The 16059-nt window shown below is 72.3% G+C and carries 11 protein-coding genes; 2 read left to right on the forward strand and 9 right to left on the reverse strand.

The annotated features are described in order from the left end of the window. Nucleotides 1-76: 76 nt before the first annotated feature. Nucleotides 77-1600, forward strand: coding sequence for a metallophosphoesterase family protein (locus ACTMS2_RS24690; RefSeq protein WP_441177523.1), 1524 nt, complete (start codon nucleotides 77-79; stop codon nucleotides 1598-1600). A 100-nt stretch (nucleotides 1601-1700) separates the two neighbouring features. Next, on the forward strand, nucleotides 1701-2906 hold the full coding sequence (locus tag ACTMS2_RS24695) for a hypothetical protein (protein WP_441177524.1): 1206 nt from the start codon (nucleotides 1701-1703) through the stop codon (nucleotides 2904-2906). Nucleotides 2907-2967: 61 nt separating this feature from the next. Here ACTMS2_RS24695 and ACTMS2_RS24700 read toward each other — a convergent pair whose 3' ends face one another. The 9 genes from ACTMS2_RS24700 to ACTMS2_RS24740 form a co-directional block, all read right to left on the reverse strand. Further along, nucleotides 2968-3333 (reverse strand): hypothetical protein, encoded by a 366-nt coding sequence (locus ACTMS2_RS24700; RefSeq protein WP_441177525.1) that lies wholly within the window; start codon nucleotides 3331-3333, stop codon nucleotides 2968-2970. 87 nt (nucleotides 3334-3420) lie between these two features. Next, complete coding sequence (locus tag ACTMS2_RS24705; protein WP_441177526.1) at nucleotides 3421-4749, reverse strand: extracellular catalytic domain type 1 short-chain-length polyhydroxyalkanoate depolymerase; 1329 nt, start codon at nucleotides 4747-4749, stop codon at nucleotides 3421-3423. 136 nt (nucleotides 4750-4885) lie between these two features. After that, nucleotides 4886-5782 carry a GNAT family N-acetyltransferase gene (locus ACTMS2_RS24710; RefSeq protein ID WP_441177527.1) on the reverse strand — a complete coding sequence of 299 codons (897 nt, stop codon included), beginning with the start codon at nucleotides 5780-5782 and terminating at the stop codon, nucleotides 4886-4888. Between the two features lie 174 nt (nucleotides 5783-5956). Continuing rightward, on the reverse strand, nucleotides 5957-7324 hold the full coding sequence (locus ACTMS2_RS24715) for an endo-1,4-beta-xylanase (protein WP_441177528.1): 1368 nt from the start codon (nucleotides 7322-7324) through the stop codon (nucleotides 5957-5959). Between the two features lie 364 nt (nucleotides 7325-7688). Continuing rightward, nucleotides 7689-8948 carry an MFS transporter gene (locus tag ACTMS2_RS24720; protein WP_441177529.1) on the reverse strand — a complete coding sequence of 420 codons (1260 nt, stop codon included), beginning with the start codon at nucleotides 8946-8948 and terminating at the stop codon, nucleotides 7689-7691. A gap of 33 nt (nucleotides 8949-8981) precedes the next feature. Continuing rightward, complete coding sequence (narI, locus tag ACTMS2_RS24725; protein ID WP_441177530.1) at nucleotides 8982-9743, reverse strand: respiratory nitrate reductase subunit gamma; 762 nt, start codon at nucleotides 9741-9743, stop codon at nucleotides 8982-8984. 55 nt (nucleotides 9744-9798) lie between these two features. Next, nucleotides 9799-10425 carry a nitrate reductase molybdenum cofactor assembly chaperone gene (gene narJ, locus ACTMS2_RS24730; RefSeq protein ID WP_441177531.1) on the reverse strand — a complete coding sequence of 209 codons (627 nt, stop codon included), beginning with the start codon at nucleotides 10423-10425 and terminating at the stop codon, nucleotides 9799-9801. After that, a complete protein-coding gene (gene narH / locus ACTMS2_RS24735; RefSeq protein WP_441177532.1) occupies nucleotides 10422-12116 on the reverse strand; it encodes a nitrate reductase subunit beta in 1695 nt (564 codons plus the stop codon). Before narH ends, narJ begins: the two co-directional genes overlap by 4 nt. Continuing rightward, nucleotides 12116-15835, reverse strand: a complete 3720-nt coding sequence (locus ACTMS2_RS24740; protein ID WP_441177533.1) for a nitrate reductase subunit alpha — start codon at nucleotides 15833-15835, stop codon at nucleotides 12116-12118. Before ACTMS2_RS24740 ends, narH begins: the two co-directional genes overlap by 1 nt. Nucleotides 15836-16059: the final 224 nt, after the last annotated feature.

Raw genomic sequence — 16059 nt, forward strand, 5'->3', positions numbered from 1 at the left:
CCCCTCCTGAGCAACAGATCGGACTCCGACCGTGACCCCACACTCCGGTGCCCGTCGGTCGCGCTACCGCGACATGATGCCGACCCTGCGAGGCGTCAGGACAGGTGCGTCCCGATTCGTCCGTTCCCGATGGGCCAGGCGGACCGTGACCGTGGCCGCGCTCGTGGCCGTCACCGGCGTCGGCGTCACAGTCGGTGTCCTGCTGGGTGGCAGGGGCGAGAGTGACGTCGGCCCGTTCCGGGTCGCGTTCCACGTGACCCTCGCCGCGGACGGAGGCACCGAGGTGGCCGTGCCACCCCTGGGGTCGCTCTTCCTCGACAGTCACGAGGGGCCCGCTCAGCTGACCGCCCGCCTCGACTCGCTGGACCAACGACGGACCGAGGCGCTGATCAACGATCCCGCAGCTCTCGCCCGTGCCGGGGAGACCGCACCGCAGGACCTCCGTGACGCGCTGGTGCGTCTCGGGCTGCGTACGCTCGGGGTGGCGGTCCTGGCCTCGATGCTGCTCGCCGCCGTGACCTTCCGGTCCGTCCGCCGGGTCGCCTGGTCCGGCGGCCTGGCGCTGCTGATCACCGGCGGCACCCTCGGCACCGCCGCCGCGACGCTGCGACCGCAGGCGCTTGCGGAGCCGCGCTACGAGGGACTGCTGGCCAACGCCCCCGCGTTGATCGGTGACGCCCAGCGGATCGCCGACGACTACGGCCGCTACGCCGAGCAGCTGCAACGGCTGGTGGGCAACGTCGGCAAGCTGTACGCCACCGTGTCCAGCCTGCCGATCTACCAGGCGTCCCCGGACACCACCAGGCTTCTGCACGTCTCGGACCTGCACCTCAATCCGGCCGCCTGGCCGGTGATCAAGACCGTCGTCGACCAGTACGACATCGACGCGGTGATCGACACCGGTGACATCACCGACTGGGGCAGCGAACCCGAGACCACCTACGTCTCCATGATCAGTCAGCTCGACGTGCCCTACGTCTACATCCGCGGCAACCACGACTCGCCCCGCACCGCTGCCGCGGTGGCGAGCCAGCCCAACGCGGTCGTGCTCGACAACTCCGTCACGGTCGTCGCGGGGCTGAGGATCGCGGGGATCGCCGATCCCCGTTTCACTCCCGACAAGCGGGAGGAGGCCTCCGGCCCCTGGGACGAGTCGCCGACGACGGTCGAGGGCGCCGGTGAACTCCTGGCCACCACTATCCGCGCCCTGGACGCCCCCGTGGATCTCGCACTGGTGCACGACCCCGCGTCCGCCCCCGCGCTCAACGGCCTCGCGCCCGTCGTGCTGGCCGGGCACACCCACCGCCGGGAGGTGACGGTGCTGCCACCGACCGGTGAGGTGACCACGCGACTGTCGGTGCAGGGTTCCACCGGTGGGGCAGGACTACGAGGCCTCGAAGGCGACGAGCCGACACCGCTTGCCATGTCGGTTCTCTATCTCGGCCCGGACCGCCAGCTCAAGGCGTACGACGACATCCGGGTCGGCGGCACCGGCACGGCACAGGTCAGCCTCGACCGCAAGGTGATCGAAGCTCCTCCGGTCAGCGCTCCCCCGACCTCCGGCGCGCCCACCCCGGTTGTTCGTCCCGCGAACCGGTAGACGCACCACCGTGGGCTTTCGTGGCCCGTGGTGGTGCGCGCGGATGTCGAGCCGGGCGACGGATTCGCTCATCGGTCCGCGTGGCTCCTAGCATCACAGCGTGCGTGTGAAGCCACTTGTCGCCCTGCTCGCCCTGACCGTCGCCGGGGCGGGCCTGCCCGCCTGCGGAAACTCCACGACCGGCGGCGACGCGGCGTCGGCCCCGGTGGCCGCGCCGGCGCCGTCCGGCCCCGTCGGGGCGTCCAGCCCCGGTAGCGCCCCGACAGCACGTTCCGGCCTCGGCGGGCCCTCCGCGAGCGCGACCCCCAGGCCCTCGACGAAGGGCGGGACGTTGAAGGCCGGCAACCCGAGGGGCGGCGCGGACGTGCCGGCGGAGGCGCGGGCCGTCGACACGTCGAAGCCGACGCGGACGGTCGGCGGCGGCACCGCCGCCAGCTGCACCTCGGCCGCGGTGGTGAAGGCGGTGGCGGCCGGCGGCGTCATCACCTTCGACTGCGGGCCGGACCCGGTGACGATCACGATGACGGCCACCGCCAAGGTCCGCAACGCCAACGGGCCGAGGGTGGTGCTGGACGGCGGCGGCAAGGTCACCCTCAGCGGCCAGGGGCGACGGCGGATCCTCTACATGAACACCTGTGACGAAGCGCAGGGTTGGACCACCTCGCACTGTCACAACCAGGACCACCCGCAGCTCACCGTGCAGAACCTGACCTTCGCCGACGGCAACTCCAGCGGCGAGCGGACCGAGGGCGGCGGCGGTGGGGCGATCTTCGTCCGGGGCGGCCGGTTCAAGGTGGTCAACTCGCGGTTCGTGCGCAACCGCTGCGACCGTACCGGCCCCGACCTGGGCGGCGCGGCCATCCGGGTGCTCAGCCAGCACGAGAACAGGCCCGTGTACGTGGTGGGCAGCACGTTCGACGGCGGCGTCTGCGCCAACGGCGGCGCGTTGAGCAGCATCGGCGTCAGCTGGGTGGTGCTGAACAGCGTCCTGACCGGCAACCGGGCGGTCGGCACCGGCGCCAACCCGGCCAGGGCCGGCACGCCGGGCGGCGGCAGCGGCGGGGCGATCTACTGCGACGGCAACGAGTTCAGCGTCCGGATCGCCGGCACGATCATCGAGGGCAACGAGGCGAACGAGGGCGGCGGGGCCGTCTTCTTCGTCAGCAACGACCGCACCGGCACCATGCGGATCGAGGACTCCACCCTGCGCCGCAACCCGAGCGACGGCTTCGAGACGCGCGGGTACCCCGGCATCTTCTTCCTGGGTGCCCGCAACCCGACGCTGACCGGCTCCACGCTGCGCTGACCCGCAGGACCGGCGGGTCCGGGATCCCGGGCCGCATCCTGCTGGCCGCGGCGACTGGTCGCTAGCGGTACAGGAGGCCGCAGGTCAGCAGCGCGCAGCCGAGCCAGCCGCTGAACGCCGCCAGGGTGCCCGCGACCGTCGCCGACCTGACCCGGCCGACGAGGAACCGGTGCACCAGCAGCGACATGGCGAGGCTGCCCAGCAGGGGCAGTACGCCGAGCCGAAGCAGGGTCCACACGTCCGGACCGGGACCGTGGCAGGCCAGTGTCCGCTCCGCGCACAGCTTCACCGGGCCGGGCCTCGGCGAGCCCAGCCCCAGGAACTCCGGGCCGAAGATCCAGGTCGCCGCCGCGACCGGCGCGAGCACGGCGAACGCGTACCAGCCGGCCAGCACGGCGAGACTCCGTCGGGCCACCGTCCACCGCATCCCGGGACGGTAGCAACAGGGAACCGGCTGCGGTGGCGCACCGGCTGTCCGTCGGGGCGGCGCCGGGGTCGGCGCCGCCCCGGCCGGTTAGGCGATCGTGCAGGTGACGCCGTTGAGGGTGAACGAGGAGGGTCGCCCCGTATCGCCGGTGTGGGTGGCCTGGAAGCCCACGCTGACCGACGCGCCGGGCGCGATGGTGGCGTTGTAGGAGACGTTGCGGGCGGTGACCGCGCCGCTGGTGGGGGCGTACGTCGCGTTCCAGCCGTTGGTGATGTTCTGCCCGGCGGGCAGCGGGAAGGCCAGCGACCAGCCGTCGACGGTCGCGGTGCCGGTGTTGGTGACGGTGACGGAGGCGGTCAGCCCGGCGTTCCACGCGTTGACGGTGTAGCCGACCCGGCAGCCGCCCGGCACGGGCGGCGGGGTGCTGGGCGGGGGAGTGCTGGGCGGCGGAGTCGTCGGGGGCGGGGTGGTCGGGGGCGGGGTCGTTGGGGGAGCGGTGGTGTCTAGGCCGAAGAAGCGGATCGCCTGCGCCGCGTCGACCGGCAGGTTGTGCGACACGCCCTGCATGCTGATCGCCTCGACCGGTGCCCGGTCGCCGCTGCCGCCGTAGCGGGTGCGGGTGTAGCCGGCCTGCGGGCTGTCGGTGTACGTCGGCGTCTGGCTCAGCCCGTGCACGTTGGTCCACTGCTTGATCTGCTCGCCGAAGTTCGGGTAGCGCAACACCTCGTCGTTCGTCCCGTGCCACGTCTGCATGCGCGGCCGCCGCCCGGTGTATCCCGGATAGGCGTTGCGGACCAGGTCTCCCCACTGCTGCGGGGTCCGGCTGACCTGGCCGTTGGCGCACTCGCTGTTCCACTCGGAGCCGTTGGTGGTGGCGAAGCAGCCGAAGGGGACCCCGGAGAACGCCGCGCCGGCGCTGAACACGTCGGGATAGAGCCCGAGCAGGACGTTGGTCATCATGGCGCCGGACGAGATGCCGGTGGCGAAGATCCGGTCGGGGTCGACGGCGTACCGCTGCCGGACGTGGTCGACCATCGACTTGATGCCCACCGGGTCGCTGCCGCCGTCGCGGCGCAGCGCCTGCGGGGAGGAGACGTCGAAGCACTGGCTGCTGCGGGTGACCGACGGGTAGACGACGATGTAGCCGTACCGGTCGGCCAGGGCCGCGTACTGGGTGTTGGCGTACATGGCGGGGCCTGTGCCGGTGCAGTAGTGCACCGCGACCAGCAGCCCCGGCCGGGGCGCGACGGCGTCCGGCACGTACAGGTACATGCGCAGGTTGCTCGGGTTGGGGCCGAAGTTCGTCACCTCGGTCAGGGTGGCGGCGGACGCCGGCGGGGCGAGCGCCACCGCCGCCAGCGCGGTCAGCGCGGCGGCGGCCAGGGCGGCGCCCAGCAGTCGGAGTCTGGCTCTCATCAACTGTTCCTCTCCTCAGACGGCGGACAGGGCGGGGTTCCGATCGAGGGCTGCCCGGCTACCCGATCACATCCGGCTCAGAAGCATCGACAAGTTTCCATGAATGTCGAGGGTCCCGCAAGCGCCGGTCGGGTCGTCACGGTGCCAGTCGCTTCTCGAACCAGTGGTGGGCGTAGGGCTCGGCGTTGTACGCCTCGATCTCCCGGTAGCCGGCCGCCCGGTACATCGCGATCGCCTCCGTGAGGTTGCGGTTGGTGTCCAGCCGGACGGCGGTCCAGCCCCGCTCGGCGGCGTGCCGCTCCAGCTCGCCCAGCAACCGCCGCCCGAGCCCGAGCCCGCGTACGGAGTCCGCCACCCAGACCCGCTTGATCTCGGCGGGAGCGCCAGGGTGCAGCTTCACCGCGCCGCAGCCGACCGGCTCGGCGTTGAGCGTGGCGAGCAGGAACACGCCCGCCGGGGGGACGAGCTCCTCGTCGCGGACCGGGTTGCTGCGGGCCGGGTCGAACCCGCCGTCGAAGCGCCGCGCCACCTCCCGGGCGTAGGCCCGTACGCACGCGCGGGCCCGCGGGTCGCCCGGCGGGCAGGGCCCGACGAGCACCATCGACGCGACGAGCAACCGCTGCACCTCGGCCATCGCCGCGACGAGCCGCTCGCGGTGCCGCCCGGTCAGCGGTGCGAGGATCGACCGGGCGAACTCGTCGGAGCGCGCGTCCAGCTCCGCCCACTCGGCGCGGCCGGCGTCGGTGAGCGTGGCGACCCGCACCCGGGCGTCCCCGCCGGCCTGCCCGGCCGGCCCGACGGTGACGAGCCCGGCGCCCTCCAGGGCGCGCAGGAGGCGGCTGAGGTGCCCCGAGTCCAGCCCGAGCCGGGACCGCAGCGCGGCGACCTCGGCGCCGGCGGGGCCGATCTCCCACAGCAGCCGGGCCTGCGCGAGAGGGCGGGCGCGCGCCATGTACTCGTCGTCGAGCGCCCCCACCCGCTGGGTCACCGTCCGGTTGAACCGCCGCACGGCGGCGATGAGCTCCGCTTCCATGAAGCCTGACTTTAGTCAGGTAACTGCGGTCCACGCCAACGCCCTTCCGGCGACGCGCACGATGGCCGCCGGCCCCGCTGTCGGCCGACGCGCCCGACGGCCGGGGCCGGAGTCGACCCGGCGGTCCCGGGGCGGCGCGGCGGGCGCCGCCCCGGGACCGTCCGGCGGCCGTGCTCAGGAGGCGGTGCAGGAGTAGACCTGCGGGCGGCTCCAGTTGCCGTTGGCCATCGTGGTGAACCCGAAGACGTTGCCGCTGCCGTTCGAGCGCATGGTCATGACGTTTCCGCTGCCGTCCCAGCTCGGCGTGCCGTTCCAGGTGGCGGAGACCTTCTGCGGGGGCGTCACCGCGACGACGACCGTCCAGTTGGTGGCGCCGCTGACCGTCACCTCGCTGTTGAACCGGTCACCCCACCGGGTGCCGTCGCGCAGGGTCGCGGTGCAGCTTCCGCCGCCCGGCGGCGGGGTGGTCGGGCCGGTCGTCGGCGGCGGCGTGGTCGGCGGGGGAGTGCCGTTGTTCAGGGCGGCGAGGACCGCGTCGTACGCGGGCTTGCGGTTGCCGCTGTTGTCGAACAGCAGCGGTGTGTCGGAGGCCCGCCAGGAGTCGCTGTCCCGGATGCCCCAGACGGTGATGCCGGTGCACCGGGCCACCGCGAGGCAGTCGTTGACCACGTTGCGATACGTGGTGGGCGAGGCCCCGGCGATGTCCAGCTCGGTGATCTGGACGTCGACGCCGAGCGCCGCGAAGCTGGACAGCGTGGTGCGGTAGTTGCCCGGGTAGGGCGAGCCGCTGTTGAAGTGCGACTGCAGGCCCACGCAGTCGATCGGCACGCCACGCTGCTTGAAGTCGCGGACCATGGCGTAGACGGCCTGGGTCTTGGCGTGGCTCCAGTCGTCGGTGTTGTAGTCGTTGTAGCAGAGCTTCGCGCCGGGGTCGGCGGTGCGTGCGGCGCGGAAGGCGGCTTCGATCCAGTCGTTGCCGGTGCGTTGCAGGTTGGAGTCGCGGCGGGCGCCGCTGGATCCGTCCGCGAACGCCTCGTTCACCACGTCCCACGAGTCGATCTTGCCGCGATAGTAGGTGGCGACCTGGGTGACGTGGTTGAGCATGGCGGAACGCAGGGCGCTGCCGGACATGTTCTGCATCCAGCCGGGCTGTTGTGAGTGCCAGGCCAGGGTGTGGCCGCGCACCTTCATGCCCCGGCTGCGGGCGTGGTTGACGATGCGGTCGGCGTTGGCGAAGGTGAACTGCCCCTGCTGCGGCTCGGTGGCGTCGATCTTCATCTCGTTCTCGGGCGTCACCGAGTTGAACTCGCGATTGAGGATCGTGACGTAGGTGTTGTCGCTGAGCTTGTTGGCGGCGACGGCGGCGCCGAAGTAGCGGCCGCGCTCCGCCGCCGACGCGCCCAGGGTCGTCCCGGCGCTCGCCGCGCCGGGCAGGACCGTGGCGCCGGTCGCCGCGAGCAGTCCCACGGCGGCGACGGCGAGGGCCGCGTGTAGGCGCGAGCGCGATCTCGGCCGGGTGTCCCGGTCGCACCTCTCGATCATTCCTGCTCCTTCCGGGGTCCGGACCGCACCGTCGGTGGCGGACCGGGGTGGTGGGGTGTGCCGAATCGGGCCGGTCGGCGGGCTGCGGCGCACGGGCCGCGAACCCACCGTCATCGACCCCGGTGGATGTGGAGTATGGCAGCGCGATACATGCACGAGCAAGAATTTCCGGAAAACTAACGATAGCTAAGGTGCCTCCTGTCGCGACATGCCCGCGCCAGATGGCAGGTCAGTGGAGTCGCAGAGACGAAGACGGACACCCGCACCGATCCTCGTGTGATCGGTGTGAGTGTCCGTCGACCGGATTTTTCGGAGTGCTTCCGTAACGCCTCGGGAAGGGTTTCCGGGCCGCTCCGCCCGGCCTTCAGGCGTCGCGCCTGGCCAGGCCGCCCATCTTCACCGCCGTGAACACCGCCGCCGCCAGCGCGACGTCGGAGAGCAGCATCAGGCCGATGGCGTACGACCCCTGCACGCCGTACACCCAGCCCATCACCAGCGGCGGGACGAACCCGCCCAGCCCACCGGCGGCGCCGACCAGGCCGGTGACCGCGCCCACCTGATCGGCCGGGGCGACCCTGCCGACGAGGGCGAAGACGGCCCCGCTGGATGCGCCGAGCAGCACCGCCATCCCGAGCAGCGCGACGGTCGCCACGGGCAGCAGGGCCGGCTCGAAGGCCTGCACCACCGCGAACGCGGCCACCCCCGCGAAGCACCAGACCAGGACGGGCACCGGGTGCAGCCGGTCGGAGAGCCAGCCGCCCAGCGGGCGGGCGAGGACGGCGAGGACCACGAACCCGGCGGTGCGCAACGCGCCGTCGGCGGCGTCCAGCCCGTAGGCGGTGCTCAGGTACGCGGGCAGGTACACGCTGAAGGCCACGAACCCACCGAAGCCGACCGCGTACAGGAAGCACAACTGCCACGTCACGGTCAGCCGGCCCACCGCGGCGAGGCGTGCCCACGCCGACCCGGTCGGCCGGACGCGCCCCGGCGCGTCGCGCAGCAGCAGGAACGACAGCACCGCGTAGCCCGCGAGGATCGCGGCCACCAGCAGGAACGGCGCCCGGGAGCCGTAGGCGTCGGCGAGCCGGACGGTGGTGAAGTTGGCGATCGCCGTGCCGCCCATGCCGATGCCGAACACGCCGATCGCGAACCCGCGCCGCGCGGGCGGGTACCAGCCGGAGACCAGCGGCACGCCGACGGCGAAGGCGGTGCCGCCGATGCCCAGGAAGAAACCCGTCACGATCAGCGCCGGATAGGAGGAGACCACGCTGAGGGTCAGCACCGGCACGATCGTGGCGAGCGTGACCAGCGGGAAGACCACCCGGGCGCCGTAGCGGTCGGTCAGGGCGCCGACCGGGATGCGGCCCAGCGACCCGACCATCACCGGTACGGCCACCAGCAGGGACTGCGCGGCGAAGCTGAGGTCGAGGCGGTCCTTGATACCCGGTCCCAGCGGGCCCAGCAGCGCCCAGCCCCAGAAGTTGACCAGGAAACCGAGGGTGGCCAGGACGAGCTGGGTGGTGGCGCCCGATCTGCCCGGCACCGGTCCGCCGCCAGCGCCGCGGGAGGCCGCACCCGGCGTGGAGGTCGCCTGCGTCGGCTGTCCGTCAGGGAGGATGCTCATGGCTGCTCTCCGTCGAATCGTCTGGTCCGGCCGTCACCGGCGCGAGCGGCTGCGCCCGGAGCGCGGGGTGGGCAGCTTCGGCGGGCCCTCCCAGCCGGGGCGACCCGGGCGCAACCCGGGCCGCTCGTCGCGGCTGCGGTAGACGACGTACGGGCGGGTGGCGTAGCCCACCGGCGCGCTGAACGCGTGCACCAGCCGGGTGAAGGGCCAGAACGCGAAGAGGGCGAACGCCGCCAGGATGTGGATCTGGAAGGCCACCGGCACGCCGGCCATGATCTCCGGGTCCGGGCTCAGGTAGAACAGCGACCGGAACCACGGGGAGATCGTCTCGCGGTAGTTGTAGCCCGGCCCCGACACGTTGGCGCGTACGGTCGCCCACAGGCCGAGCACGATCACGCCGGCGAGCACCACGTACATGGCCTTGTCGTTGCGGGTGGTGGCGGCGAAGACCGGGCCGGTGAGCCGCCGCCGCGCGATGAGGATGCCCAGGCCGATGAGGGTGCAGAAACCGGCCATCGTGCCGATGAACACGGCCATCAGGTGGTAGCCGTGCTCGGTGATGCCGACCGCCTCGGTCCACGACTCGGGGATCAGCAGGCCACCGACGTGTCCGATCAGGACCATCAGCACCCCGAAGTGGAACAGCGGGCTGCCCCACCGCAGGATCGTGCTCTCGTAGAGCTGCGAGGAGCGGGTGGTCCAGCCGAACTTGTCGTACCGGTGCCGCCAGATCAGCCCCCCGACCAGCACCACCAGGGACAGGTACGGGTACACGACCCACAGCAGCGTGTTCATCGGTGCCCCTCCTCGTTCGCGACTGCGGTACTCCGCTGCGCTGCGTTCCTCGCGCTCACCGGCGACCGCCCGGAGTCGTGGTGTCGACGAGCCCGAACGGCTCCAGGCCGACCTGCTCCACGGGCGGGCCGGTGCGGGCCAGCCGGGCGGCGGCGCTCAGCTCCGCCGGCCCGGCGGGCGGCAGCATCTCCCGCACGGCGGCCACCGCGTGCTGGTACGCCGACCTCTCCCGGCCCAGCGCCTCCACCAGCAGGTCCAGGCCGACCCGGTTGTCGCGCAGCAGCCGCCACCCGCCGTCGTCGGCGGCGGACAGGTCGAGCACCGCGGGCAGGAAGTCGGGCAGCTCGCCGTCGACCACCTCGAGGCCCGCCCGCTTGTACGCGGCGGTGAAGCCGACGAGGGCCTCGCCCCGCTTACGGGTGTCCCCGCAGGTGTAGTACGTCAGGTGCAGGCAACAGCGGCGGCGGAAGTCGAACAGCTCGACGTACGCCGAGCGGAGCTGGCCGGCCCCGGTGCCCTCGCGGTACGCGACCACCTCGCGCAGGGGCCCGGCGACCGCCGCCGGAAGTTCGTCGAGGGCGGCGCGCAGCACCGGCAGCGCCGCCATGACCTCCTCGTCGGGATAGCGCAGCAGCAGCGACGCGGCCCGCGCCGCCACCGCCCGCCAGACGGGCCCGCTCATCGTCCCTCCCCGTCCTGCTCGGCGTCTCGTGGCCGGGGCGGGAAGAGCCCTCTCGGGGTGCCCTTGCCGTCCCAGTTCAGCAGGTTCACCCGGCGCGGCTCGTCGCCGGGATCGGTGAAACCGTCCGCGGTCTGCCGGTCGCGCAGCATGTGGAAGGTCTCCACCTGCACGGGCACCGGCGTGCCCGACGACTCCCCGAAGGGACCCTGCCCGTACGGGCCGCCGCCGCCCATGCCCGGGCCGCCCTCGTAGTCGAGGCTGCACTCGGTGGCGATCTTCTCCAGCCGGTGCGCGTCCTCGGCGTGCGCCGCCGGGATGATGTAGCGCTGCTCGTACTTGGCGATGGCCAGCAGCCGGTACATCTCGTCCATCTGCTCACCGGTCATGCCCACGGCGGCGGCGATCGACTCGTCGGGCGCCTCGCCCAGGTTGATCCGGCGCTGGTACGAGCGCATCGCCGCGAGCCGGTTGAGCACGTCGCGCACCGGGGCGGGGTCGCCGGCGCTGAACAGCTCGGCGAGGTACTCCACCGGGATGCGCAGCGCGTCGATCGCGCCGAAGAGGTTGCCCGCGTCCTCCGCGTCGTGGCCGGTGTCGCGCAGCACGTCGGCCACCGGCGACAGCGGCGGGATGTACCAGACCATCGGCATGGTCCGGTACTCCGGATGCAGCGGCAGCGCCACCTCGTACTTCATGATCAGGTCCCAGATCGGGGAGCGCCGCGCGGCGTCGATCCAGTCGTCGGGGATGCCGGCGGCCCGCGCGGCCTCGACCACGGCCGGGTCGTGCGGGTCGAGGAAGACCGAACGCTGCGCGGCGTAGAGGTCGACCTCGTCCTTGACGGCCGCGGCCTCGGCGACCCGGTCGACGTCGTAGAGCATCAGCCCCAGGTAGCGCAGGCGGCCCACGCAGGTCTCGGAGCAGATGGTCGGCTGGCCGATCTCGATGCGCGGGAAGCAGAACGTGCACTTCTCGGCCTTGCCGGTGCGGTGGTTGAAGTAGACCTTCTTGTACGGGCAGCCCGTCACGCACATCCGCCACCCCCGGCACCGGTCCTGGTCGACCAGCACGATGCCGTCCTCGGCGCGCTTGTAGATCGCCCCCGAGGGGCAGGACGCCGCGCAGGACGGGTTGAGGCAGTGCTCGCAGATGCGCGGCAGGAAGAACATGAACGTCTTCTCGAACTCCTGCTTCACCTGGTCGGAGACCTTCGCCAGCACCGGGTCGCCGGCGGCGATCTCGTTGCCGCCGGCGAGCGAGTCGTCCCAGTTGGCGCTCCAGGTGATCTTCGTGTCCTGGCCGGTGAGCAGGGACTTCGGCCGGGCGACGGGCGTGTCGTCCCCCGCCGGCGCGGTGAGCAGGTGCTCGTAGTCGTACGTCCACGGCTCGTAGTAGTCCTGCATGGACGGCAGCTTCGGGTTGGCGAAGATGCCGAACATCTTCTTCACCCGCCCGCCGGAGCGCGGCTTCAGCTTGCCCGAGCGGGTGCGCACCCAGCCGCCCTGCCACCGCTGCTGGTCCTCGTACGTGCGCGGGTAGCCCTGGCCGGGCCGGGTCTCCACGTTGTTGAACCAGACGTACTCGACGCCGGACCGGTTGGTCCACGCCTGCTTGCACGTCACCGAGCAGGTGTGGCAGCCGATGCACTTGTCGAGGTTCATCACCATCGCCATCTGGGCCATCACGCGCATCAGTACTGCACCTCCTGCGAACGGCGGCGGATCACGGTGACCTCGTCGCGCTGGTTGCCGGTGGGCCCGAGATAGTTGAACGCGAACGACAACTGGGCGTACCCGCCGATGAGGTGGGTGGGCTTGACCAGCAGCCGGGTCAGGGAGTTGTGGATGCCGCCGCGCCGGCCGTTGACCTCGGCCTTCGGCACGTCGATCACCCGCTCCTGGGCGTGGTACATGTAGACCGTCCCCTCGGGCATCTTGTGGCTGACCACGGCCCGGCAGACAACAACGCCGTTGCGGTTGACCGCCTCGATCCACTCGTTGTCCCGTACGCCGATCTTCGCGGCGTCGGCCTCGCTCATCCACATCGTCGGCCCGCCGCGCGACAGCGTCAGCATCAGCAGGTTGTCCTGGTACTCCGAGTGGATCGACCACTTCGAGTGCGGGGTGAGGTACCGGACGGTGATCTCCAGCTCGCCGTTGCGGCCGAGCCTCGGCTCGCCGAAGAGGCGGTGCATGTCCAGCGGCGGGCGGAAGATCGGCAGCGCCTCGCCGGCCTCGTGCATCCAGTCGTGGTCGAGGAAGAAGTGCTGCCGCCCGGTCAGGGTGTGCCACGGCTTGAGCCGCTCGGTGTTGATGGTGAACGGCGAGTAGCGGCGACCGCCGTGCTCGCTGCCGGACCACTCCGGGCTCGTGATCACCGGCACCGGGCGGGACTGGGTGTCGGCGAAGGTGATCTGCTTGCCCTCGTGCTCGGCGGCCAGGTCCGCCAGGCGTACGCCGGTGCGCTTCTCCACGTCGCGGAAGCCGGCGGTGGCGACGCGGCCGTTGGTGGTGCCGGAGAGGGCGAGGATCGCCTCGCAGGCGTGCACGTCCGTCGCCAGCGACGGCCGCCCGTCGGCCACCCCGCCGCGCACCTCGCCGTTCCTGCGCCGCAGGTACGCGACCTCCGGCGTGACGTCGACCGCCACCCCCTTGCCGGACGTGCCGAGGGTGTCCATCAGCGGGCCGAGCGCGGCCAGCTTGTCCGCGACCGCGCCGTAGTCGCGTTCCACCACCAGCAGCTTCGGCATCGTGCGGCCGGGCACCGGCGTCTCACCCTCGGCCGCCCAGTCGCGCACCCGGCCGTGCGGGGTCGCCATCGCGTCCGGGGTGTCGTGCAGCAGCGGCGCCGCGACGAGATCCTTGCGTACGCCGAGGTGCCGCTGCGCCAGCGTCGAGAACGCGCGGGCGATGCCGTGGAAGGCGTCGAAGTCGGTGCGGGTCTGCCACGGCGGGTTGATCGCCGGGGTGAACGCGTGCACGAATGGGTGCATGTCGGTGCTGCTCAGGTCGTGCTTCTCGTACCAGGTGGCGGCCGGCAGCACGACGTCGGAGAAGAGCGTCGTGGAGGTCATCCGGAAGTCCAGCGACAGCAGCAGGTCGAGCTTGCCCTCCGGCGCCTCGTCCCGCCAGGTCACGTCCTTCGGCCGCAGCTCCTCCGGAGCCTCGTCGGCGCGCAGGTTGGCGTCGGTGCCCAGCAGGTGCCGCAGGAAGTACTCGTTGCCCTTCGCCGACGAGCCGAGCAGGTTGGCCCGCCACACGGTCAGCACCCGAGGCCAGTTCTCCGGCGCGTCCGGGTCGGTGCAGGCGAAGCGCAGCCGCCCCTCGCCGAGCTGCTCGGCCACCCAGCCGCCCGGGTCGTCGGGGCGGGCGGCCAGGGCCTCGTCGGCCAGGTCGAGCGGGCTGCGGTCGAAAGTGGGCATCGACGGCATCCAGCCCGAGCGCGCCGACTGGGCCAGCAGGTCCATGGTGTGCTTGCCGGCGAAGGCGCCCGTGCCGACGGGGGAGGAGACCACGTCGGCGGAGTAGGTGTCGTAGCGCCACTGGTCGGTGTGCACGTACCAGAAGGCGGTGCCGATCATCTGCCGTGGCGGGCGCACCCAGTCCAGGCCGAACGCGAGCTGCGCCCAGCCGGTCGCCGGGCGGCACTTCTCCTGCCCGACGTAGTGCGCCCAGCCGCCGCCGTTGACGCCCTGGCAGCCGGTGAGCGTCACCAGCGCCAGGATCGCCCGGTAGGTGGCGTCGGAGTGGAACCAGTGGTTGGTGCCGGCGCCGAGCAGGATCATCGACCGGCCGCCGGAGCGCTCCGCGTTGTCGGCGAACTCCCGCGCCACCCGGGCCACCTGCGCCGCCGGCACCCCGGTGACCGGCTCCTGCCACGCCGGCGTGTACGGCGACGCGACGTCGTCGTAGCCCGCCGGCCACTGCCCGGGCAGCCCGTCGCGGGCCACCCCGTACTGGGCCAGCAGCAGGTCGAACACGCTGGTCACGATGATCTCTTCGCTCGCGACTGCGGGGCTCGCAAGCTCGCTCCTCGCGCTCGCCGCCGTCCGCCGAATCCTCCGGGTCGGCACGCCGCGGCGCAGCACCTGCGGGGTGTCGGTGTCGAAGCGGGGCAGCTCCACCTCGACCGCCGCGCCGGCGCCCAGGCAGGTCAGTGCCGGCTCCAGGTCGCCCAGGTCGAGGTTCCACTGCCCGTCCTGCTCGCCCCAGCGGTGCCCGAGGCTGCCGCGCGGCACGGCGGGCGCGTCGGTGGCGGAGTCCCAGAGCACCGTCTTGAAGGCCGCCTCCTTCCCGGTCCCGCCCAGGTCCTCGGCCGTCAGGAACTTGCCCGGCCGGTACGCGCCGTCCGCGCCGGGCTCCAGCGTCACCAGGAACGGCAGGTCGGTGAAGCGGCGCACGTAGTCGACGAAGCGCGGGGTGCGCCGGTCGACGAAGAACTCCTTGAGGATCACGTGCCCCATCGCCATCGCCAGCGCGCCGTCGGTGCCCGGCTGGGCGGGCATCCACTCGTCGGCGAACTTCACGTTGTCGGCGAAGTCCGGGCTGACCACCACGACCTTCTGGCCCCGGTAGCGCGCCTCGGCCATCCAGTGCGCGTCGGGGGTGCGGGTCACCGGGACGTTGGAGCCCCACATGACGAAGTAGGAGGCGTCCCACCAGTCGCCGGACTCGGGCACGTCGGTCTGGTCGCCGAAGACCTGCGGGGAGGCCACCGGCAGGTCGGCGTACCAGTCGTAGAAGGACAGCATCGACCCGCCGAGCAGCGACACGAACCGGGCGCCGACGGCGTGCGACACCATCGACATCGCCGGGATCGGGGAGAAGCCGGCGACCCGGTCGGGGCCGTACTCGGCGATCGCGTGCACGTGCGCGGTGGCGACCATCTCCTGTGCCTCGTCCCAGCCGATGCGCACCAGGCCGCCCTTGCCGCGCGCCTTCTGGTAGCGGCGGCGGCGCTCCGGGTCGGCCTGGATGTCCGCCCACGCGGCGACCGGGTCACCGAGGCGGGCCTTGGCCTCGCGGTACATCTGCACCAGCACACCCCGGGCGTACGGGTAGCGCACCCGGGTGGGGGAGTAGGTGTACCAGGAGAAGGCGGCGCCCCGGGGACAGCCGCGCGGCTCGTACTCCGGCCGGTCCGGCCCGACGCTCGGGTAGTCGGTCTGCTGCTGCTCCCAGGTGATGATGCCGTCCTTGACGTACACCTTCCAGGAGCACGAGCCGGTGCAGTTGACGCCGTGCGTGGAGCGCACCACCTTGTCGTAGGACCAGCGGTCCCGGTAGAACGCGTCCGCCTCCCGGCCGCCGATCTGGTGCAGCGTCCGGCCGTCGGCGGACACCTCGGCCCGGCGCACCAGGCCGCCGACCGCCAGCAGCGCCCGCCCGGCTCCCTCGGTAGCTCGTGACATAAGGCCCATCCCTCCGGTAGATCACCGTGAGCCCCACATTTGCGGCGAATACGCCGAAGCGCAACCGGAGGCGGGGGCCCGGAGCCATCGTCGCGATCAGCCGCCCCGGGCAACCGGGCCGAAGGTCCCGAGATCATCAGGTGTTCCGGCCGTGTCCCGGTGGCGGTGCTTCGCGCCGTGCCGGTCGGCATTTCGGCCGCGCGCGGTGGTGCCGGCCTCCGACG

The organism is Micromonospora sp. SD12 (assembly GCF_052068495.1).
Classification (GTDB): Bacteria; Actinomycetota; Actinomycetes; order Mycobacteriales; family Micromonosporaceae; genus Micromonospora; species Micromonospora echinofusca.

Coding starts and splice junctions, on each gene's coding strand:
- ACTMS2_RS24690 (WP_441177523.1), top strand. CDS start 77: ATGCCGACCCTGCGAGGCGTCAGGACAGGTGCGTCCCGATTCGTCCGT.
- ACTMS2_RS24700 (WP_441177525.1), bottom strand. CDS start 3,333: ATGCGGTGGACGGTGGCCCGACGGAGTCTCGCCGTGCTGGCCGGCTGG.
- ACTMS2_RS24705 (WP_441177526.1), bottom strand. CDS start 4,749: ATGAGAGCCAGACTCCGACTGCTGGGCGCCGCCCTGGCCGCCGCCGCG.
- ACTMS2_RS24710 (WP_441177527.1), bottom strand. CDS start 5,782: ATGGAAGCGGAGCTCATCGCCGCCGTGCGGCGGTTCAACCGGACGGTG.
- ACTMS2_RS24715 (WP_441177528.1), bottom strand. CDS start 7,324: ATGATCGAGAGGTGCGACCGGGACACCCGGCCGAGATCGCGCTCGCGC.
- ACTMS2_RS24720 (WP_441177529.1), bottom strand. CDS start 8,948: ATGAGCATCCTCCCTGACGGACAGCCGACGCAGGCGACCTCCACGCCG.
- narI (WP_441177530.1), bottom strand. CDS start 9,743: ATGAACACGCTGCTGTGGGTCGTGTACCCGTACCTGTCCCTGGTGGTG.
- narJ (WP_441177531.1), bottom strand. CDS start 10,425: ATGAGCGGGCCCGTCTGGCGGGCGGTGGCGGCGCGGGCCGCGTCGCTG.
- narH (WP_441177532.1), bottom strand. CDS start 12,116: ATGCGCGTGATGGCCCAGATGGCGATGGTGATGAACCTCGACAAGTGC.
- ACTMS2_RS24740 (WP_441177533.1), bottom strand. CDS start 15,835: ATGTCACGAGCTACCGAGGGAGCCGGGCGGGCGCTGCTGGCGGTCGGC.